The organism is Bdellovibrio sp. SBM16 (assembly GCF_056175625.1).
In genome coordinates, this window is record NZ_JBJKJG010000001.1 from 835,036 (window position 1) to 853,561 (window position 18,526).

20 protein-coding genes are annotated in these 18,526 nt (G+C 44.3%); 10 read left to right on the plus strand and 10 right to left on the minus strand.

Going from position 1 to position 18,526, the window contains the following annotated elements; genetic code table 11:
* Nucleotides 1-11: 11 nt before the first annotated feature.
* The 3 genes from AC04MM_RS03815 to AC04MM_RS03825 all read right to left on the minus strand — a co-directional run bounded on the left by AC04MM_RS03815 (nucleotide 12) and on the right by AC04MM_RS03825 (nucleotide 2,818).
* Complete coding sequence (locus AC04MM_RS03815) at nucleotides 12-1,085, minus strand: phospholipase D-like domain-containing protein (protein WP_475378987.1); 1,074 nt, start codon at nucleotides 1,083-1,085, stop codon at nucleotides 12-14.
* Between the two features lie 167 nt (nucleotides 1,086-1,252).
* A complete protein-coding gene (locus AC04MM_RS03820; protein ID WP_475378988.1) occupies nucleotides 1,253-1,903 on the minus strand; it encodes a GNAT family N-acetyltransferase in 651 nt (216 codons plus the stop codon).
* 15 nt (nucleotides 1,904-1,918) lie between these two features.
* Nucleotides 1,919-2,818 (minus strand): hypothetical protein, encoded by a 900-nt coding sequence (locus tag AC04MM_RS03825; RefSeq protein ID WP_475378989.1) that lies wholly within the window; start codon nucleotides 2,816-2,818, stop codon nucleotides 1,919-1,921.
* 125 nt (nucleotides 2,819-2,943) lie between these two features.
* On the opposite strand from AC04MM_RS03825, the gene AC04MM_RS03830 reads away from it, so the two are divergent.
* The 3 genes from AC04MM_RS03830 to AC04MM_RS03840 all read left to right on the plus strand — a co-directional run bounded on the left by AC04MM_RS03830 (nucleotide 2,944) and on the right by AC04MM_RS03840 (nucleotide 4,800).
* Nucleotides 2,944-3,441 (plus strand): DUF2231 domain-containing protein, encoded by a 498-nt coding sequence (locus tag AC04MM_RS03830; protein WP_475378990.1) that lies wholly within the window; start codon nucleotides 2,944-2,946, stop codon nucleotides 3,439-3,441.
* A gap of 29 nt (nucleotides 3,442-3,470) precedes the next feature.
* Nucleotides 3,471-3,920: a CBS domain-containing protein gene (locus tag AC04MM_RS03835; RefSeq protein ID WP_475378991.1), complete on the plus strand. Its 450-nt coding sequence runs from the start codon at nucleotides 3,471-3,473 to the stop codon at nucleotides 3,918-3,920.
* Nucleotides 3,921-4,029: 109 nt separating this feature from the next.
* Entirely contained in the window at nucleotides 4,030-4,800 is a 771-nt protein-coding gene (locus AC04MM_RS03840) for a phytanoyl-CoA dioxygenase family protein (RefSeq protein ID WP_475378992.1), read from the plus strand.
* Nucleotides 4,801-4,813: 13 nt separating this feature from the next.
* Here AC04MM_RS03840 and AC04MM_RS03845 read toward each other — a convergent pair whose 3' ends face one another.
* Nucleotides 4,814-6,286, minus strand: coding sequence for a hypothetical protein (locus tag AC04MM_RS03845; RefSeq protein ID WP_475378993.1), 1,473 nt, complete (start codon nucleotides 6,284-6,286; stop codon nucleotides 4,814-4,816).
* Nucleotides 6,287-6,490: 204 nt separating this feature from the next.
* Here AC04MM_RS03845 and AC04MM_RS03850 point away from each other — a divergent pair, with 204 nt between their 5' ends.
* Nucleotides 6,491-7,927, plus strand: a complete 1,437-nt coding sequence (locus tag AC04MM_RS03850; RefSeq protein ID WP_475378994.1) for a hypothetical protein — start codon at nucleotides 6,491-6,493, stop codon at nucleotides 7,925-7,927.
* 1 nt (nucleotide 7,928) lies between these two features.
* On the opposite strand, the gene AC04MM_RS03855 is transcribed toward AC04MM_RS03850, so the two are convergent.
* Together AC04MM_RS03855 and AC04MM_RS03860 are read right to left on the minus strand one after the other, a co-directional pair.
* Nucleotides 7,929-8,507 (minus strand): YybH family protein, encoded by a 579-nt coding sequence (locus tag AC04MM_RS03855; protein WP_475378995.1) that lies wholly within the window; start codon nucleotides 8,505-8,507, stop codon nucleotides 7,929-7,931.
* Nucleotides 8,508-8,670: 163 nt separating this feature from the next.
* Nucleotides 8,671-9,135, minus strand: coding sequence for a nucleoside deaminase (locus AC04MM_RS03860; protein ID WP_475378996.1), 465 nt, complete (start codon nucleotides 9,133-9,135; stop codon nucleotides 8,671-8,673).
* 66 nt (nucleotides 9,136-9,201) lie between these two features.
* Here AC04MM_RS03860 and AC04MM_RS03865 point away from each other — a divergent pair, with 66 nt between their 5' ends.
* From AC04MM_RS03865 to xdhC, 3 genes are read left to right on the plus strand one after another with little or no spacing between them, the layout of a single operon-like run.
* Nucleotides 9,202-10,683: an FAD binding domain-containing protein gene (locus AC04MM_RS03865; protein WP_475378997.1), complete on the plus strand. Its 1,482-nt coding sequence runs from the start codon at nucleotides 9,202-9,204 to the stop codon at nucleotides 10,681-10,683.
* Nucleotides 10,676-13,108, plus strand: a complete 2,433-nt coding sequence (locus AC04MM_RS03870; protein WP_475378998.1) for a xanthine dehydrogenase molybdopterin binding subunit — start codon at nucleotides 10,676-10,678, stop codon at nucleotides 13,106-13,108. Before AC04MM_RS03865 ends, AC04MM_RS03870 begins: the two co-directional genes overlap by 8 nt.
* A complete protein-coding gene (gene xdhC / locus AC04MM_RS03875; RefSeq protein WP_475378999.1) occupies nucleotides 13,105-13,914 on the plus strand; it encodes a xanthine dehydrogenase accessory protein XdhC in 810 nt (269 codons plus the stop codon). The genes AC04MM_RS03870 and xdhC overlap by 4 nt, the downstream gene beginning before the upstream one ends.
* On the opposite strand, the gene AC04MM_RS03880 is transcribed toward xdhC, so the two are convergent.
* Complete coding sequence (locus AC04MM_RS03880; protein ID WP_475379000.1) at nucleotides 13,835-14,743, minus strand: hypothetical protein; 909 nt, start codon at nucleotides 14,741-14,743, stop codon at nucleotides 13,835-13,837. The two genes, xdhC and AC04MM_RS03880, sit on opposite strands and share 80 nt — an antisense overlap.
* Nucleotides 14,731-15,153, minus strand: a complete 423-nt coding sequence (locus AC04MM_RS03885; protein WP_475379001.1) for a DMT family transporter — start codon at nucleotides 15,151-15,153, stop codon at nucleotides 14,731-14,733. The genes AC04MM_RS03880 and AC04MM_RS03885 overlap by 13 nt, the downstream gene beginning before the upstream one ends.
* A gap of 142 nt (nucleotides 15,154-15,295) precedes the next feature.
* Here AC04MM_RS03885 and AC04MM_RS03890 point away from each other — a divergent pair, with 142 nt between their 5' ends.
* The 3 genes from AC04MM_RS03890 to AC04MM_RS03900 all read left to right on the plus strand — a co-directional run bounded on the left by AC04MM_RS03890 (nucleotide 15,296) and on the right by AC04MM_RS03900 (nucleotide 16,424).
* Nucleotides 15,296-15,865 carry a DUF4142 domain-containing protein gene (locus AC04MM_RS03890; RefSeq protein WP_475379002.1) on the plus strand — a complete coding sequence of 190 codons (570 nt, stop codon included), beginning with the start codon at nucleotides 15,296-15,298 and terminating at the stop codon, nucleotides 15,863-15,865.
* Between the two features lie 78 nt (nucleotides 15,866-15,943).
* On the plus strand, nucleotides 15,944-16,147 hold the full coding sequence (locus AC04MM_RS03895) for a hypothetical protein (protein ID WP_475379003.1): 204 nt from the start codon (nucleotides 15,944-15,946) through the stop codon (nucleotides 16,145-16,147).
* Between the two features lie 76 nt (nucleotides 16,148-16,223).
* Nucleotides 16,224-16,424 (plus strand): SlyX family protein, encoded by a 201-nt coding sequence (locus AC04MM_RS03900; RefSeq protein WP_475379004.1) that lies wholly within the window; start codon nucleotides 16,224-16,226, stop codon nucleotides 16,422-16,424.
* Between the two features lie 24 nt (nucleotides 16,425-16,448).
* On the opposite strand, the gene AC04MM_RS03905 is transcribed toward AC04MM_RS03900, so the two are convergent.
* Nucleotides 16,449-17,762: an MBL fold metallo-hydrolase gene (locus AC04MM_RS03905; protein WP_475379005.1), complete on the minus strand. Its 1,314-nt coding sequence runs from the start codon at nucleotides 17,760-17,762 to the stop codon at nucleotides 16,449-16,451.
* Entirely contained in the window at nucleotides 17,753-18,523 is a 771-nt protein-coding gene (locus AC04MM_RS03910; RefSeq protein WP_475379006.1) for an alpha/beta fold hydrolase, read from the minus strand. The genes AC04MM_RS03905 and AC04MM_RS03910 overlap by 10 nt, the downstream gene beginning before the upstream one ends.
* Nucleotides 18,524-18,526: the final 3 nt, after the last annotated feature.

Below are 18,526 nucleotides of genomic sequence, written 5' to 3' on the forward strand. Positions count from 1 at the left end.
TAGTCACATGACTATTCTTCCGTATTTGCGGTCAATGGGCTACATTTTTTTGGGTGTTCGGCAGGAATTTCGACCGCTTGGGCCCAATCTTTTTCAAATAATGCCGTCATTTTTTCTTCGATCGCAACATCGCTGAACACAATTCCCAGTTCGCGGGCTTTAGTTAAGGAATTAATTGAGAAATTTTCTGAGCCGATAAATACGGCCTTACGGTCGACATTAATGGTTTTAGCGTGAATATAGGGGATCTCAGCAGTTGCCGGAAAGGGGTTACCTTTAACCGTAACACCTTTAGAGCTGAGATCTTTAAGGTTACGGTAAGCGGCATCAGCGGCCATACCTAATCCGCACACCGATGTTAACACGCGGACTTCGACTTTACGTTTTACCGCTGCGGCCAATGCTTCGTGGATTCGAGGATTTCCCATATTTTCAATCCAGATCTCGATCGTTTTATCTGCAGCCGAGATTAAATCCACAAGTTTGGCGTCGGAGTTATTCGGGCTCCAGACCAGATTTGTGTTTGTGAGTTTTGGGGTAATCGCTGACTGATCTTGGGCATTTTTAACATCCTGGTCGAAAACGGCGATGATCTCTTTTAAAATTTCGGCATCAGACGTAAACACGCCTAAATCGCGCATTTGGTTTGAACGGCTGATAAAGTTCATCGTTGAAATAAAGGCCAAGGATTCATCGATCACAAACATTTTCCAGTGCGAAATCGAAAAGCCTTTGGTCGCCAGCATAATGTTGGCACCCGCATTTTTAAGTTGTTCAAAGATGGCGTTACGTTTTTCGTTATTCGTGCAGTATTTATCGCAGATGATTGTGACCCTGATACCGCGTTTGATCTGCTTTTCGATCTGATCAGCCATCTCTTTTGACGAAATACCAAAAATGCCGATGCGGATTGTTTTCTGTGCTTTGGCAAAAGCGTTGTAGAGGGGAGTGTGGTCCTGCTCTGGAGTTACAACTAATTCAAGATCAGAAACGGTGTCTAATTGTTTTAACCAGCTGGCTTTTGGTGAATAGGCCTTGGCCGTCGAGATAAATAATAATGCTGAAATAAATAAACGTAGAAACATATCGTGGTGACCCCTCTCACACTCATAATTGTGCGAGTATTTCCCTACGAAATGCATAAACATGCAAAACAAAACCTATGCTGCATAGGCACACTGACTGAATCTTAAAAGCCGTAGATAATTTTGACTAAGTTTAAGGCGGCGCTGCTTAAAAATGCGTAACTATATTACAGTTTTTTCTCGAAAAGAATTTTGATAACCGGGCTTAAGCTTGTTTGCTCGGTGCCTACAATATCAAAACCGGCCTTTAAATTTAAGGCCATCATCGCTTTATGGCGATTATCTGATTTAGAAAGAATTAATTTGTAGCCTTGCGTTTTAGCCCAGGTATGTTGTTCATGCATTAATGCTAAGGCTACGCCTAATTTACGGTGCTGCAAAGATACTGCACCCATCCAGCTGTAGTATTTGCTTTCGTCTAACTCATAGCCGGCTTTAAATCCGACCAGTTCTTGTTCGTAGAAAAAGGCAAAGAGAGTAAAGTTTTTTTGTCCATGGGCACGTTTTCTAAATTTTTCTTCGTTAAAATCGGTAAAAGCTTCGCGGCATAAGGCGATGACGCTGTTTTCGGTCTCAGCCAGCGAGTTAAATCTTTTGATCTCAAACGGCACCTGTGCAAATCGCGGGGTGGTTTTTCCCTGAAACTCATTTACTTCAAAAAACATCTCTTTCGGACGAATCCATAACGTGGCTAATTCGTTCGGGTAGAGGCACTCGTAAATAACGTAGTCTTTTAACTCTTCTGAGTGTTTGGCTTCGCCGATATAGCGGTACGGCTTATTTTTATAGTGCTTAAAGTATTTTGAAGATTTTTTCATAAGGCGAGAGATGTTTTAGGCGGCAGAGGACTCATTGTCAAAATATATCATTTTGGCAATGTCCGGCGAGTCTAAAAACAAACGTAACTTAATATCGCGGATCCCATCGGCTAAACGCAGGTAGTTAGTGTAGGCGACAATCTGCTGAATCGGTGAGATTTCGTAGTGGCCCATGAGTAGATCCTGGTTTTTTTCGTTGAGCAATTTTTTAAGATTAACAATGCTTTTATTGTCATCGGTGACAACTGAGTAAATGCTCATCAGCTCCGGCCCTAAAAACGTAAGCACCGAGACCGTGTTTTTTTCGTTGGTGATTTTATAGCACGAAGCATTGATCTGTTCGATCTGGTAGTTCAGTTTAGCCATATGGGTCAGGGTGCGTTTGTAAATCGCCGTGTCTTCGGGGTTTAAAAAATTCTCCGGAGCTAAACAGGGAATAATATTTTTTCCGTAAGTGAGCGAAAAACTTTTTAACCACAGGTGATTATTCTTCATGTCAGTTAAGTACTGATCTGTATAGAACTTCATTTTTTGTAAGTTTAAAATTTCCATCACGATTTGGTCTTTATCGTCAATCCGGCGCCCCAGTTCGGTGATCATGGTGGCGTAAAGATAAAGTTCTACGTCTTTATCTGACATTGTATCTATTCCCCAGTGGCAGCCACGGTGGCAGTGATTCATCTGGGCGACAAATTCAACCAGGCGTTCATAGCTTAAGCCCTGGTGATCAAGCGGTACTTTAAGTTTAACAAAACCAAAGCTGTCATCGGCGTGTAATTTATTATCTTCTAATACCAGAGTGAAATTGTGATTTAATTTTTCGACGACGGCGCAGTTTGCCTGAATCGAAATTTCCGCATCGGAAAACGTATCCTTAATATGGGGTAGAATGCGGTGTAAGTATTGATCAGGCATATAGTCTAGGTATCGGACCTTAGGCTTGTGATCTTTAAATTATAATGAAATTGCGCGTCTCATAATGATGCGGGCCTATAGCTTGCTTGTTTAAGTGTATCGATTTTAAAACGAAAGGAATAATTATGTATAGCAAAGTAAAGATTATGGGGCGCGCCGTGCATCCGATGTTGGTCAGTTTTCCCATTGTTTTCTACACTGCGGCTTTTGTTTGTTTTAGTTTATTTCAAAGCACCGAAAATCTTTTTTGGTATCGCGTGGCATTTATCGCCAATGCCGCCGGAGTGATTAGCGCCGTTTTCGCCGCCATTCCCGGTGTTATCGATCTTTTATTTGGTGTACCGAGCGATAAAACCGAAATCAGAAACCGGGGCTTTTTGCATGCGGCTCTCAATGTGACCGCGCTTTTGTTATTTTGTATCAATCAGTATTTGCTCGCGGGCACATTCGATAGCGTGGTTGCGCCAAATTCGTTTAACCTGATTATCGCAGGAATCGGTTTTGGTTTAACAGTCGTTGCCGGCTATCATGGCCATACGCTGGTTGCAAAACATAAAGTCGGCGTTGAACTAACCCCTGAACAAGAGCGCATCGAGATCCGCCGCCGTCCCATTACTACTTAAAATTAATTAGCTAACCAAAGGAGAAACTTATGAAAGTTAAAGATTGTATGTCAAATTATGTAGAGCTTGGTCGCCCGGATATGACCCTGAAAGAAGCGGCCTGTCTGATGCGCGACGGAGATTTTGGCTTCTTGCCGATTCAAGAAAATGACCGTCTGATCGGAACTGTCACGGACCGCGATATCGCAATTCGCGGTGTGGCTGCCGGATTGAATCCTGAAAAAGCGAAAGCCAAAGACGTGATGTCGCAAAAAGTATTATACTGTTTCGAAGACCAATCCCTTGAAGAAGTTACGCGCAACTTAGGTGATAATCAGGTGCGCCGTTTGCCGGTGTTAAACCGCGATAAACGCTTAGTCGGCATATTGTCACTCGGGGATATTGCCCAGTCTGATTTAGCTCCCGATCAGTTTGAAGCTGCAGTAAGCCGTATATCCAAAAGTACACCAACATCACACACCGGACGTAATTTTCAGTAGTTAGAGATGCGTTAAGACCTGTTGGCTAACATGGACGTGGGCCAACTTTTGTCTAGGTACTTAAGATCAAGACTTTCTGTCTTTTGCTTATCAGTGAGAACATACTTGTATGGCAGCACTTTCTGATAAGCAAATCGCAGAATTCTTTGATCGTGGTTACATTGTTTTAAAAAAAGTATTTAATCAGCATGACCTGAACATGATGGTTCAATCCACGGAAAGACTGCTCACTTCCAGTAAAAAATTAAACCTGACCACTCAGCTTTACCACGGCTCAAGCTTTGTCTTTGAAAACCAGGCCCTGCACCGGGTTGTCTGGGCCGGGGCGCACGAACAAAATCTGTTAAATTTTGGCTGTGATGTCAGAATTGTCGAGCCCGTCAGTCAGTTGTTGCGTTCAGATGAGATGGATCAGCTGATTAATCAAATTCATTTTAAAATGCCCGGTGATGATATTGAATTTGAATGGCATCAGGACAGTCAGCACCGGGGGTATGGCACCGCCGATTGGCAGGATATCAACGGCACCGGTAGTTACGTGCAAACCTTAATCGCTATTGATGAAGTCACGGCCGATAAGGGGCCGGTAAAATTTGTGCCGGGTAGTAATAAACTTGGTCATGTGGGTTTAAATAATATCACTGATATAAATTCTGTATGTGATGTTTCCAAAGCGGATGAGCTATTGATGCAGCCAGGGGATATGGTTTTGTTTCATCCCTATGTGATCCATGCGAGCACGAAAAATATTTCATCGACGCCGCGCCGGGTTTTGATTAATGGCTATTCTTATCCCGGAGCCAACCATAAAAAATACCCGGGCGAAGGCTCGGGCCGCCGACTCAGTCTTGAGACGCTAAAAAATAAAAAATCCGCGTAAAGCAAACTGGCTGTTACTTTACGGTGCAGTTGTGGCTTCCGGCTTGATAGCCGTTTATGAAATGTGTTTCTAATTGTAAATCTAAATGCAATTTGCCTTGTTGACATAAGTTTTTCATGCCTTCCGCCAGACGTTTAGTGTTTAAGGCAAACTGGTTGTAATCTTTTTCGGTCATCATGGTCTCAAAGATAAAAAAGTCTTTAGCAAAGGCTGAACTTTGAGCTGCCGATAAATACGCATGAAAGCGCTGTAATTGATCGTAGGTTGATTTTTTCATATGACGGACATTCTCTAACATTTTTAATTTTTCGGCGATGCCGGTGCGGGCTACGCCTGATTCAACCGCGACGCCGCAGTCGTTATCTTTTAACATGATCCGGCGGACCGGTACGCCCGAAGTTCCATACTTGCTCACAAATTCAGTTAGAGATTTTTGTAATTCTTCGCCTGAGTCGGCTTTTTTGACATCAACAGATTTAATTTCGGTTTTTCCGCTCTCTGTTTTTACCAGGCCGGTGACTTCAAGTTTGTAGGCGATATTATTAAAGCGATCTTCCTGGCGCAGCATAAAATCCATGACTAACATATCGGCGGCATCAGCCATCAGGCGAACACGCTGAACATTGCTTTCGTTCCACTGCGTGCCGACAAAATCTGCGGTAAGGTTGGGATTAATTAAATCTAAGTACACCTGTTCCTGCATAAATGCACGACCACGGGCCATTTGATCGCCGCCGGCGTGATTTGAAATTTCCAGCCAATCGGCTTCGCCTTTGGCATTTTTAATCAGGCCTCCGAAAGTTTGCTGATAATCAGAGGTAAAAATATACGGGGCCCGTTTATCTGAGGTCGGGTTATTTAACTGGTTGATGACGGCTTTCCAGGTTGCAGCGATCACTCCGCCCTTAGCAAGAGTTGTTTTTCCTTTTAGCGGAACTGCTTTATAACTTTCGGCATCCATTGTTCGTAGCACAACTGGCGGCACTTTTAAAATATCGCCCATTAAGCGCGATACGTGATAGTAAGCTAGAATTGAAGGTGTGTAACTACAGCTGGTGCTAAGTTTATACTTGGCAATCTTTGTTCCCTCGCGCAGGTCTGAGGGCCTATCGCAGATCTTAGATTCAAGCGATGTTTTGCTAGACCCTGCACCGATTTCGTATAGCTCAAGACCCGGGTTGGTGTTGTGCAGTTTCGGGCAGACCGCGATAGCGTAGTTACTGCTGCTGTTTTTTGTGTATGGCGTCTGAGCATGAAAATCCATGCGACAAAGTTCTAGTTCAGATTCTATGTCCTTATTCGAATAGTTTGATTGGCCTTGTTTGTAAGGATTAATGTTGGGAAACTTGCGCGGAATCACACAAATCTCGTTTTTAGCAAAGCTCATGGTTTGCTGGCCACGCGGAGTTTTTAAATCCATATAGGCAAAGACGCTTGAAGAGAGCAGAATCGGTAGGGTTAACAGTGCTAAATTGGCTTTGAACATGGTTTTCTCCCGGTCTATAAATGTAGCAGGCCTGATGCCAAAGGGTGGTGCCTTTTAGCGGAGCTGAGCTGATGTAATGTGTTTATGGTTTAGACAGACTGGCACTATATGGAGTCTTAGCCTGCGGGCGGGCCGGTTAAAAGCATTTAAAACCAGTCTCAGATGGCACCTTGGTTGCTCAGTTCATAGCTTGTGGAGGATCTTATGAAATTATCACGTTGGCTTATCGTGGTTCTGTTATCGGGTTTTGTTGCTCAGACCAGTTTTGCCGCCTGTGAGTTTTTTCCCGACCTGGAAAAGCCGATCCGCAACAGTGATCCAAACCGCATTGCCTGTCTGCGCGAAGCCAAATTTTTATTGCCTATGCCTGCAAAAAAAACGCAGGAAGAAATCATCAACGGCCCTGAATCAGAAGAGGCAGCGATTGCCCCGCATAGCCGGATCTACTGCCGTTATTTTTACCGCTTCCAGAACGGCTCGAGCAACAAATTTCGCTGTCTGAGAACCGATGATAAAAACATCCTGATGTCAGAAAAAGGTGAGTTGTACCCTGAAGCTGTCGGCACCAGAGATTACACGATCGCCGGCAAAGTCGAAGAAAATATTCTCGTACGCGCCGATGGCAGCATGATCACAAAAGTAAACAAAAAAGGCGAAGTTAAACCGGTTACGGCTGATGTTTTAAAAGTACGTTTTAAAGTTTCGCAAGAAGGGCTAAAAAACCAGACTGAGTTAAATGAATGGCGTCACCGCGAAGCCTATACCAGCTCGGTTGCAACCCGTTTAGCCTGGATGATGGGTTTTCCGAGTGAAGACTACTACCCCGTCAAAGAAGTGGTGTGTTTTGGTTGTGATAGCGATCCATGGAAAAACGGATTACAGCCGCAGTTAGTGCCGGTGGCAAAAACCAATATCTTTCCGGGGGCAAGCATCGAGCGTAAATTTGCCGGTAAACGCATTATCAAAGCCTACACCTCTGATCCAAAGCTGGGTAAACAGTTCGTCAACACGCCTTGGCGCTGGGATGAGTATATCACTAATTTTAAAAAGCTTTCGTCGCAACAGCAGCATGAAATTCAGGTCTTGGCTTTATTTATTAATCTGGTTCACACCGTCGAAGAGCGCGGAAGTCAGCACGTGCTTTTATGTGAAAATGAAAATGTAATTAAGTCTTCTTCCGGTGATAAAAAAATCTGTACCGCGCCGATCGCAGGAACCCATGATCTGGGCTCAGCTTTTGGTAACCGCGATCCAAAGTTTGTAAAAAACAAAAATCACCCGCGCGGAGACTACGCCTCTTATCGGGCGTTGAATATGTTTTTAGACAATAACTGTACCCTGTCTGCCCAGCCTGGTAAGGGGCCTAAAAAAGATTTGCCGGGATTAAAAACAGTGAGCGAACAGGCCCGTCGTGATTTCGTGGCCCGATTAGATCTGGTTTCACGCCAGGATCTGTTGCTGATTCTGCAGACTTCAAATTTCAGTGACGTTGACATGCCTTTTAAAAATTCTGTAGCCAAACAGACAGGATTAAAAGGCGATGCTTTAAATGCTAAGGTTATTGAAATGTGGGCTGATCTGATCTTTTCTAAAATGAACCAGTTCAGAACCATGCAGTGCCCGCACGGTTCGCCGCTCTAGTTTAGTGCGAGATTTGATATCCCGGTTTTAAGTTCATTAATGCTTTGCCGTCTTCAGCCACGGGCACAGAAAAGTGCTCGTGAATAATGCGCCAACGGTGGTTGGTCTTCTTTAAAATACAACTGTAACGGCCCCAGCAATCAATTTCAGGCGGTTCGCCCTGTTGTGGCTCTTTTAGCGAGCCTGCGGTGTGGATTAAACAATGAAACACTCCAAGATCACCATCGACATGAATTTTCTCTTCATTGAATTCATAGGTGAGCGGAAACTTCATTTTTGTCGTAAACATGGTTTCCCAGTTTTTTCGGTATTCATTGGCATTGGTGAAGCGTAAGGGAGGGGCGACATCAAAGGCAATTAAACCAGGATCATAGAACGACATAATATCTTCAATTTTTCCACTGCGAACTGAGTCGGCAAATTCTTCTAACAGCTGGCGGATCTCACTCTCAGCGGCCTCTTTGGCTTGCGCTGTTACGGTAACGGGAGCATTGGTTGCCAGATTGGTTACGGCAGCGCGCGCACGTTCTGCGGCAGTTTCAACGGTCGTTGAACCGTTGGTGGGCTTATTCTGTTCCATAAAGTCTCCTCAATGTGGAATATTGGGATAGTTAATATGCACTTCCACAATAGCGAAGCTAAGTGTGCAAACAGGTCGCCACTATTTAATTGTACTTTTTAATTGTACATTATTGGAATTGTACTTTATTGGCCGAGATTGAGGTCTTGTGCCGATGTTTTTTCTAATATTTAATTTTGACAGTAGAAACTTGCCAAGCCTTAAAAACTTCTAAGGCCTCCGGACGCATCATCTGCACCATCGAGATTTTGCGCTCTGAAATCGGTTTCGGGATTTCAGTGTAGATAAAGTCGTCATCAAATTCGATGGCCGCCGCATCTTTTTTAGTGTTGGCGTAATAAATCTTAGATAGGCGCGCCCAGTAGATGGCTGACAAGCACATCGGGCACGGCTCGCAACTGGTATAAATTTCGGCATTGCTCAGGTCAAAATTGCTGATATTTTTACACGCTTCGCGAATAGCTTCAACTTCGGCGTGGGCCGTGGGATCGTTGTTGGCCGTAACCTTGTTAAAACCTTCGCCGATAATTTTGCCGTCTTTAACGATAACTGCGCCGAAGGGGCCGCCACCGTGTTCAATATTCTTTCTTGAGAGCTCAATGGCTCTTTTCATATACTCGTTGCTCATGACGAACTACGTTACAAAAGAAATATCTACAGATCAAGGGTCTTCTATTGAAGAATGAAGGATTGTATGAAGACACGTAATTATATTTTGTTTTATCTCAATGGTGAAAAACATCAGGTTTCGGGTGATCAGGCCGGGGTGATGTTATCGGATTATCTTCGTTATCACAAAAACTTAACCGGCACAAAAATCGTCTGCGCCGAGGGTGATTGTGGGGCCTGCTCAGTTTTAAGATTTTTTCCCTACAGTTCTGGCAAAAAAAAGAACATCTTTCTGCCAATTAATTCTTGTGTCACAACTGTTGCGCAAATGGATGGTTCACATTTAGTCACAGTCGATGCCTTGGCCAAGCAAAGCCGAGCGGCTCAGCCTGAACACACGCCAGTGCAAAAGGCGATGATGAACTGTCACGCAAGTCAGTGCGGTTTTTGTACACCGGGGTTTGTGATTGCTTTTACGGGCCTGGTCGAGAAAAAACTATGTCTCAAGCAAACAGAAATAACTTCAGCCGATGCTAAAAATGCCACCACCGGAAACCTCTGCCGTTGTACCGGTTATCAGCCCATCATAGATGCCGCTAAAAACATCTCATTGGCCGAGAGTGAATCGGTCAGCAAACGTTTTTATTCTTTGGCTTCACAAAAAGAAATCGCGCAAGCCTTAAAAGTTGCGGTCAGTATCGAAAGCGAAAATTTTAAGTTTTTTGCACCCACAAAGATCAAAGACGCTCTGACCTTTTTAAGTAAAAACAAAACAGTACGCATTGTCGGGGCTTCGACCGATTTAGGGGTTGTGCACAATAAACGCAAACTTCGCCTGACTGAGGCATTAAGCCTGCATTTAATACCAGAACTGTATGACATCGAAAAAGAAGGTAAAACCCGATTATCCGTCGGAGCCCGCGTTACGTTAAGCGACCTGCGGTTATATGTAAAAGACCTGATCCCTGAGTTTGCCACTTTCTTAGATTTATTTGCCTCACCGCAGATTAAAAATGTCGCGACCTTGGTTGGCAATGTGGCCAATGCCTCGCCAATTGCCGATACGCCGCCGTTTTTACTGACGATGAATACCGAAGTTGAAATTCACGGGCCTAAAGGAAAGCGCTTGGTAAAGCTTGAATCTTTTTTCCTGGATTACCGTAAAATCAATCTCTCCGCAAAAGAGCTGATTGTGGCTTTACACTTTGATATTCCGAAAAAAGATGAATCACTGGCGCTTTATAAAATTTCGCAGCGAAAGGATCTGGATATTTCGGCCGTGAATTTTGCGGCCCGGGTTTCGTGGGCTGATAAAGAAAAAACCGAAATCAAAGATATTAAACTTGCTTTAGGCGGGGTGGCAGCCACCACGCTGCGTCTGTTTAAGACTGAAAAAAGTCTGATCAATCAAAAGCTTAAACCTGACAATTTAACTAAAGCTTTAGAGCAATTGCACAGCGAAATCACTCCGTTAAGTGATTTGCGTGCGAGCAGTGCGTTTCGCCATGTTGTGGCAGAGAATCTGTTTAATAAATTCTTTCGTGAACATGGAGGACAGGGTGAATAATCTTCCGCATGATTCAGCCCACACCCATGTGACCGGGCGCAGTGAGTTCGTTGATGATCGTGCAAAACTTTCGAACGAAGTTTTTGTCGATGTGCTGTACAGTCCGCACGCTAAGGCAAAAATTAAAAAAATAAATATCGAAAAAGCGCTAAAAGCTCCGGGCGTTAAAGGAGTATTCTTAGGTAAGGATTTTCACGATAATGTCTGGGGAACTATCTTTCGTGACCAGCCGCTACTGGCCGTTGATGAAGTTAATTTTGCCGGTGAAGCGATTGCACTTATTGCTGCGGAAACTCCAGATGCCGCAGCCCTGGGTAAGTCGTTAATCGAAATTACCTATGAGATCAAACCGGCCATATTATCCGTGCAGGATGCAATTGCATTAGAATCGTTTATCGCAGGAACTCGGAAAATCGAACGCGGCGAAGTTGAAACAGCTTTGGCTTCGGCACCGAATAAAATTGAAAACACCTTGGTTATCCGCGGGGCGGATCACTTCTATTTAGAAAGTAATGTCGCTGTCGCCTATCCAAAAGAAGACGGGCAGATTGAAGTGCATTCATCATCGCAGCATCCGACCGAATGTCAGCATGTGATTTCGCACGGCTTAGGTTTAAGTTCAAAAGATGTAACGGTTATTGTTAAACGTATGGGCGGAGGCTTTGGCGGTAAAGAATCCCAGGCCGCGCCGATTGCCGCGTATGCGGCGTTAGTGGCGCAAAAACTCAATGTTCCGGCACGTATCGTATTAACCAAAGATGACGATATGATCATGACCGGCAAGCGCAATCCGTTTGAGGTGTTTTATAACGTGGGTTTTGATAACGAAGGGTATATCACGGCCCTTGATGCTAAACTTTATTCGGATGGCGGGGCTTACGCCGATCTTTCTACTTCCATCATGGAACGGGCCATGTTGCATTCAGATAATGCGTATTTTATCCCGAACTTACGGGTGACCGGGCAGGTTTGCCGCACGAACTACCATCCGCACACAGCGTTTCGCGGTTTCGGTGGGCCAAAAGGCGTGGCGATGATCGAAAAGATCATCGAAGAAGTGGCGCACTTTTTAGGAAAAGATCCGTTAACGATTCGTAAATTAAATTGTTACGCCGACGAGGGCGGAAGAAACATCACGCACTACGATCAGGTGGTTGAAAACAACTGCCTGCCACAGCTATTAAATGATTTAAGCCAAGAGTGCAGTTACGATGAACGAAGAAAAGAAATCGATGCACATAACATCAAGGCTTTATCAGACCGTTCTCTACCGGTGAAAGGTTTATCGCTTACGCCGGTTAAATTCGGTATTTCGTTTACCACGCGGTTTTTAAATCAGGCCAATGCTTTGGTGATTATTCACCGTGATGGCTCATTGCAGGTTTCAACCGGTGCAACCGAAATGGGGCAGGGAGTAAATGCGCGTATTGCAACCCTGGTGGCCAGCGAATTGGGTTTGCAACGTCAAGACGTGCGCATGATGCCGACTTCAACTGATAAAAATGCCAACACTTCACCTACCGCAGCGTCTTCAGGCACTGATTTAAATGGTGCGGCGGCAATCTTAGGTGTTCGCCGAATTAAAATGCGTTTAAGTGAACTGGCCGTAAAATTATTTGATGTTCCCGAGAGCCAGTGGGCCCGCCATACCGCAGGTCTTGGCACACAGCCTGAAGTCGAAGTTGAAAATGCAAAAATCACCAATGACCCCAATGAAGGTGCCGAGTGGAATTCAGGTATTGCCGAATATCATGGGGTCACGTTTAAAGATGGACAGGTGTTTCTGGCCAACGACCCCAAAAAACGTATGAGTTTTCACTCGTTAATTGTTGAAGCTTATCATAACCGTATTGCTTTAAGCGAATACGCCCATTACAAGTTTCCGGGGTTATCATTCAATAAATTAACCGGCAAAGGAACTGCGTTCTTGTATTACACCCAAGGAGCAGCTTGTTCTGAAGTCAGTATTGACCGCGACACCGGTGAAGCCAAAGTGACCCGTGTCGATATCATCATGGATCTGGGGCGTCCGATTAACGAGGGCCTGGATCTGGGTCAGGTGACCGGCGCATTTATCCAGGGCATGGGTTGGGTTACGACAGAAAAATTATTTTATAAAAACGGCTTTTTATTATCACATGCACCAAGCACTTACAAAATCCCGAACATTCAGGATACGCCTCGCGTATTTAATGTCAGATTATTAAATAACAACGAAAATAAACCGAATGTGCGCGGAACCAAAGCCGCCGGCGAACCCCCGTTGTTACTCTGCTTAAGTGTCTGGACGGCGATTCACGATGCATTAAAAAAGCTTGCGCCGTATAAATACAAATACCCGCACATGGAATTACCTGCGACGAATGAAGAGATTTTAAAAGCTATTCATCCTGATTTATTTAAAAAATGGACGGTTAAAAAATGAAAACCTACTGGGATATAGCCTGCGAACTCAAAAATGCAGCCCAGTCTTTTGTTGTCGTGACCGTGATAGGCTCACGTGGGTCGGCTCCGCAGGATGCCGGTGCCAAAGCAATCGTTATTGCAAACGGCCTGCACTGGGGCACCGTCGGTGGCGGTAAAGTCGAAGCCCGTGCTATCGTGCACGCAAAAGATTTACTCAAGACTGATAAAAACGATCCCGAACTTGTCACCTGGAATCTGCAAAAAGATATCGGCATGAGCTGCGGTGGCGAAATAACCTATTTATTTGAAGTGCATCGCTATACGACCTGGCCAATCGTTATTTTTGGTGCCGGCCATGTGGCGCAGGCACTGGTGCGTACATTGTTAAATTTAAATTGTCAGGTCACCTGTGTGGATAATCGTACCGAGTGGTTGGACAAGTTGCCTGAGTCATTTCATTTAAAAAAGATTCACGCTGAAGATCCGTCATCGGTAGTTGATCAGTTAGATAGAAATTCTTATTTCGTAATTATGACTCAGGGTCATGCCATGGATCTGCCGATTTTAAAGCGTCTTTACACGATCTATCCCGATGCGCCGTTTATCGGTAATATGGGAAGCAAGGTTAAAGGCATGAAGCTGCGTAAAGAGCTGCAGGAGTTCGGAATCAGTGCGCAGGCGCTAAAGGATTTTAACTGCCCGGTCGGGATTCCGCTGGGGCAAAACCATCCCTATGAAATCGCCATCAGTATTTCTGCTCAGTTGATTCAGGTTCGCGATCAAGTAAACGGTCAACTGTCTTTGCCAAAGTGGGAAAAGACGTAAGCGCTTTTTTGATCCAGGCCTGAGGAAACGCACGTAAAACAAAAAAGATCAGATACGCAATGGCGATCACCCGCAAGCCATAGACAAAAACATCGAAGTAACCTGATTTTTCGGTCAGCAACATAAAGGCAGTGGCTAAGACCAGCGATAAAATCATCCAGGGATTTAATAAATCTTGTAACGCGCCTCTGGCTGCATTTTGCGGTTTTTTATTTTTAATCGTTTTAGTTGTCAGATCTTTGTACTTCAAGATTTTTGTGAAGTACCTTTCGGTAATCCAAGTCGGATATTTCCAGCCAATCAGGGCGACGACCCAGCTTAAAATGACTTTAAGCATGACGATGCTTAAGAGGATTTTAAGGCCGTAGTCTGGCGAAAGTGAAAGTTTACCGGCGATTTCAAGCCACAGTTTTTCGATGGCAAAAAATAGTTTTTCGCCAAAAAATAAGTAGGCAAATAACAAGGGCTGAGCAAAGGCCCACAGGCTGAGCAGACTAATCCCCAGTAGCATCCCGAAAATATTATTACCGAGCGCTAAAATTCCGAGCGAGAATAAAAAGCCCTGCATACTGATGGCGAGCATTGGCGTAAGTCGTTTGCCGATGGGCGAGAGCGATTTTAGAATTGCGGTGATGATGGCGATGCCGTTCGTCGCAGTGATGGCTTCTTTGCGGGTCTGGGTTTTCTGGCAGGCCTGGGTCAGGATCAGCCCCTGATTAAGCGATAGGGCGTGGCCAGAAAACGGAATATGAAAGGCGTGCAGAAAACTGCCTAAGCCGACTTCGACCAGTGATTGCAGTGTTGCGTAGTAGCTGATTAGGCCTTGCATACCAAGACTGCGCCGATCCACGCTAAGGCAATACCGGCGATGCGGAGATTTGAAACCGGAATTGATTCGATTTTTACATCCCAGATTAAACTGGCCAACAGCTGTGCGGAAATAATTAAAATAAACGTATGTACAGCGCCCCATTTGGCGATGGCCCACGGGCCGCCAAAGACCAGGATGCAGCCTAAGGCACCGGGAACCAAGTACCACCACGAAAAACTTTTTAGATCAAAAGTCGATTTACCGTTTTGAAATAACAGCACTGTTCCGGCGATAACAGCAAAGACCAACGCATTTAAAAAAACGGCTGACGGTAATCCCCACTGACCGGAAATTTTGCGGTTTAAACCCGCTTGTAAAACAACAACCACACCTAATAACGCTGGTAAGAAACTAATTACTGTGTTCATAGCATAAAACTAGCACTGTTACGTGTTGTAAACCAAATTAAATTTTAAAAATCGAGGTAATAAACCCCGTATATTCTGGCGATCAACTTGCACCGTTATCTTTGAATGTGCAGCAAAACAATTTTTTGAAGGAGGAAAGACTATGAATAAACTATTTCTTACCACAATGTTGTTAACGGTATTTACGTTCGGGCATGTGCAGGTCACGAGTGCCGCGGAATCAACGACCACGGATAAGATGGCCCAGGCTGTTACCACAATGCAGATGTTATCGGACGGCGAAAGTGCTGAAGTGCTGGTAACCTTAAACGAAGGTGAAATCGACATTGGCCAGTTAGCAAAGCGTAAAGCTAATCATAAACAAGTGAAAGATTACGCAAAAATGATGGTCGATCAGCATAAAGATAACGAAAAAGAAACCAAGCGCGTTGCACGTAAACAGGATCTCAATTTTAAAGAAACTCAGTTAAGCGAATCGGTTGAAGCACAGGCCGAAGATAACGAAAAAACCTTAAAGAAAACCGCGAAAAATGATTTTGATATGGCCTATATCAACCAACAGGTTTCACGCCATGAAAAATCGCTGGAAACACTCGATTCATTAATCAGTAGTGCACAGAATACGGCCTACAAAACCCATTTACAAAAAACACGTGATGCGATGAGTGTGCATCTGGCACATGCAAAAGAAATTCAAAGCCAATTAAAATAAGAAAGGGGAATAAGATGTTAACACCGCAAATAAAAAGAATAGCAGTATTATTAACCTTGCTCGGTGGAGTTTACGCCAGTGCAAGCCCAACCGCAGGCCACAACCACCGGAGCATTGCCAGCGGGCGCCGCGCCGACAGAAATCACCAACCTGGATCCTATGGATCCGGCGCGTGATGCTGATAAAGCGAGTAGTGATGCCGTCAAGGATAACCGGGCTATGGCTCCGGCACCAGTTTCGGGAACTGTGATTCCTGATTCTCGGACAACAGCCCCATACTAAGGGTAAAACACAGTAATTTTAATGCAGTTAAGGATTAATCATTGATCTTTAACTGCATTTTTGTTTTAAAAAGCGCATGGAAACTGAACAGCGCCTGATCGATTTAGAAACTAAAATCGCCTACCAAGATAAGACTATCGAAGATCTAAGTGATGTTATCTATAAACAGCAGCAACAGATCCATAATCTGGAAAAATCGTTAGAGCTGTTAAAAAACCAGATCAACTCGATCGGTGAAAACGAAATCCGCGGTCACGAAAAACCACCGCACTACTAAAACTATACAGCTAAAAATAAACAGCTAAGATTTAAGTTTTTTAAGTTGTGCCTTTTGATAAGTGGCAAAACCTTCACTGAAAAGACAACGAATCAGTGGATCTTCAATCAGATCGACCTCTTCGTCATCACAGCTAATTCTTATATACATCGAAGTAAGTGATTCACCTTGTTCTAAAGCGGCGTACAGTTTTTGCACCGGTACTTCAGTTACCCAGTCGACCTGGGCCGGAATGTCCGAGCATAAGGTAAGCGAGTCTTCATTAATTTTGTAGTGGTATTCGGTCTTATCGCCGCTATGGTCATATAATTCTAATTTCCAGAAGCGAGGTTTAACGAAATAAGGATCGGCTGATGGGCCGATTTGGAAATACTTATCTGCAAGTTCTTTGTCACAGAACAAACGTATGCGCGATTTTTCGTTTTCAGTAAGTGTGGTAAAGTTTTTTGCAATCGTAGAAGTTAATTGCGGTTCTACCTGAAGGTTGTAATCATAGTCGACGTCTTGGTTGCCAATAGGTTTGATCCATTTAAGTGGTGGTGCAGGTGTAAGACCTGCGGGTGATAAGGTAAATGCGGTGCCCGGATTTAAGCGGTAGATCTGAGTGTTTGCCGCTACTGCAGTTACTTCGTTGCTGAACTGAGTATAGCTGATCGGAAAAAACGCCTGATTGTACCACGACCACGGCTCCATCTGAAACTGGCACGAACTTGGGATTAGAATCTTGGGGTTAAGTAATTTTATCTGGGTAAGCCACTCTTCCGGTAGGTGTTGCGGTTCTGTTTTATAGCGTGCCGGTGATAACACTTCTACTTCGCGCATGGTCTGAAATGGCCACATGATCAGATCCCACGGGCTTTCACTTTGTAGTAACTGCAAGGTATCATCATCAATCCATGAATCAACTACGTTTAAAATATTTAAGCCCTGTGATTTTACCTGAAACAGACAATCAACATATCGGTCTAAAGCTCTTCTGGGGATAACTTCCAAATCTCTCAAGCGGATTGGTTTATCCAACGTTAACGAGTGCACCTGTTTAAAGCCCAGCTCTTTAAGCATAGTAAACATTTCTTCGTGCACGCAGTACATGTAGATCGGGATGTCACGGTTTAATAGATTTAAACTTTCAAACGAACAATGATCATCATGGTGATGCGAGATAAAAACCGCATCCGGTTTTAAGGTTTTAATTACTTCCGTGTTAAATTCAACGCTGGGAAAAGCATGGCAGTTACGACTGAACGGGTTTTCAAAGATCGGGTCAAACAGCACCGTTGTCTGTTGAGATGCGATCTGATAACCGGCGTGCAAGAGGCGCGAGATCGTTACGGACATGTTTGCTCTACAAACGTTTTAACTTTTTCTAAAACTAAAGCTTCATGTTCGCGGTGAGGGATGTGACCGCAGTTTGGAACAATTACTTTCGTTGCCGGGCCTGCAACCGTAGTCGCAATACCATCCGGAAAAGCAACTGAGCCGTACTCATCGCGCTCACCGTGGATCACCAACACTGGACAAAGAACTTCCGGTAAGTGCGGAAGCAGACTCCAGTTGGCAAATTCTTCTGATAACCAGGTTTCAGTCCACGCTTTAAATACCCACAGTGTTTTTTCACCGTGGTATTTTTTTAATTTATCAAACTTTGCCGAATCCTGGTAAAAAGCAATGGCCTGTCTGATTCCGGCGGTGGTTTGTTCTTCAACAAAGGCCTGCGCCGAAACGCTGATCACAGCTTTGCAGCGTGAGTTATTTTTAGCGGCGATTAAACTCATAGCGCCACCGACACTGTAGCCAAAAAGAATAAATTCCTGAAGATCTAAGGCTTCGGTGAGTTTAGTAACTACAGATGTTTCATCTTCGATAAAGCCGTAGCTTAACTGTTCACTACGCGCTGAAGATTTGCCAAAACCCAAGCGGTCATAGGCAATGACCGTGCGGTTTAAATGTTTGGATAATTTTTCGGGAAAATCACGCCACGTATCCACACAACCTAAAGAGTCGTGCAGCATGACAATGGGTATTTGCTGGTTATCTGTATTCCAAATGCGGACAAAAACCTGGCCGCCATGAATTTCGATAATGCGATCGTTGATCATAAC

Bases quoted from the DNA above. Each gene is read 5' to 3' on its own strand.
- AC04MM_RS03815 (WP_475378987.1), bottom strand. From the start codon at position 1,085: ATGTTTCTACGTTTATTTATTTCAGCATTATTATTTATCTCGACGGCC.
- AC04MM_RS03820 (WP_475378988.1), bottom strand. From the start codon at position 1,903: ATGAAAAAATCTTCAAAATACTTTAAGCACTATAAAAATAAGCCGTAC.
- AC04MM_RS03825 (WP_475378989.1), bottom strand. From the start codon at position 2,818: ATGCCTGATCAATACTTACACCGCATTCTACCCCATATTAAGGATACG.
- AC04MM_RS03830 (WP_475378990.1), top strand. From the start codon at position 2,944: ATGTATAGCAAAGTAAAGATTATGGGGCGCGCCGTGCATCCGATGTTG.
- AC04MM_RS03835 (WP_475378991.1), top strand. From the start codon at position 3,471: ATGAAAGTTAAAGATTGTATGTCAAATTATGTAGAGCTTGGTCGCCCG.
- AC04MM_RS03840 (WP_475378992.1), top strand. From the start codon at position 4,030: ATGGCAGCACTTTCTGATAAGCAAATCGCAGAATTCTTTGATCGTGGT.
- AC04MM_RS03845 (WP_475378993.1), bottom strand. From the start codon at position 6,286: ATGTTCAAAGCCAATTTAGCACTGTTAACCCTACCGATTCTGCTCTCT.
- AC04MM_RS03850 (WP_475378994.1), top strand. From the start codon at position 6,491: ATGAAATTATCACGTTGGCTTATCGTGGTTCTGTTATCGGGTTTTGTT.
- AC04MM_RS03855 (WP_475378995.1), bottom strand. From the start codon at position 8,507: ATGGAACAGAATAAGCCCACCAACGGTTCAACGACCGTTGAAACTGCC.
- AC04MM_RS03860 (WP_475378996.1), bottom strand. From the start codon at position 9,135: ATGAGCAACGAGTATATGAAAAGAGCCATTGAGCTCTCAAGAAAGAAT.
- AC04MM_RS03865 (WP_475378997.1), top strand. From the start codon at position 9,202: ATGAAGACACGTAATTATATTTTGTTTTATCTCAATGGTGAAAAACAT.
- xdhC (WP_475378999.1), top strand. From the start codon at position 13,105: ATGAAAACCTACTGGGATATAGCCTGCGAACTCAAAAATGCAGCCCAG.
- AC04MM_RS03880 (WP_475379000.1), bottom strand. From the start codon at position 14,743: ATGCAAGGCCTAATCAGCTACTACGCAACACTGCAATCACTGGTCGAA.
- AC04MM_RS03885 (WP_475379001.1), bottom strand. From the start codon at position 15,153: ATGAACACAGTAATTAGTTTCTTACCAGCGTTATTAGGTGTGGTTGTT.
- AC04MM_RS03890 (WP_475379002.1), top strand. From the start codon at position 15,296: ATGAATAAACTATTTCTTACCACAATGTTGTTAACGGTATTTACGTTC.
- AC04MM_RS03900 (WP_475379004.1), top strand. From the start codon at position 16,224: ATGGAAACTGAACAGCGCCTGATCGATTTAGAAACTAAAATCGCCTAC.
- AC04MM_RS03905 (WP_475379005.1), bottom strand. From the start codon at position 17,762: ATGTCCGTAACGATCTCGCGCCTCTTGCACGCCGGTTATCAGATCGCA.
- AC04MM_RS03910 (WP_475379006.1), bottom strand. From the start codon at position 18,523: ATGATCAACGATCGCATTATCGAAATTCATGGCGGCCAGGTTTTTGTC.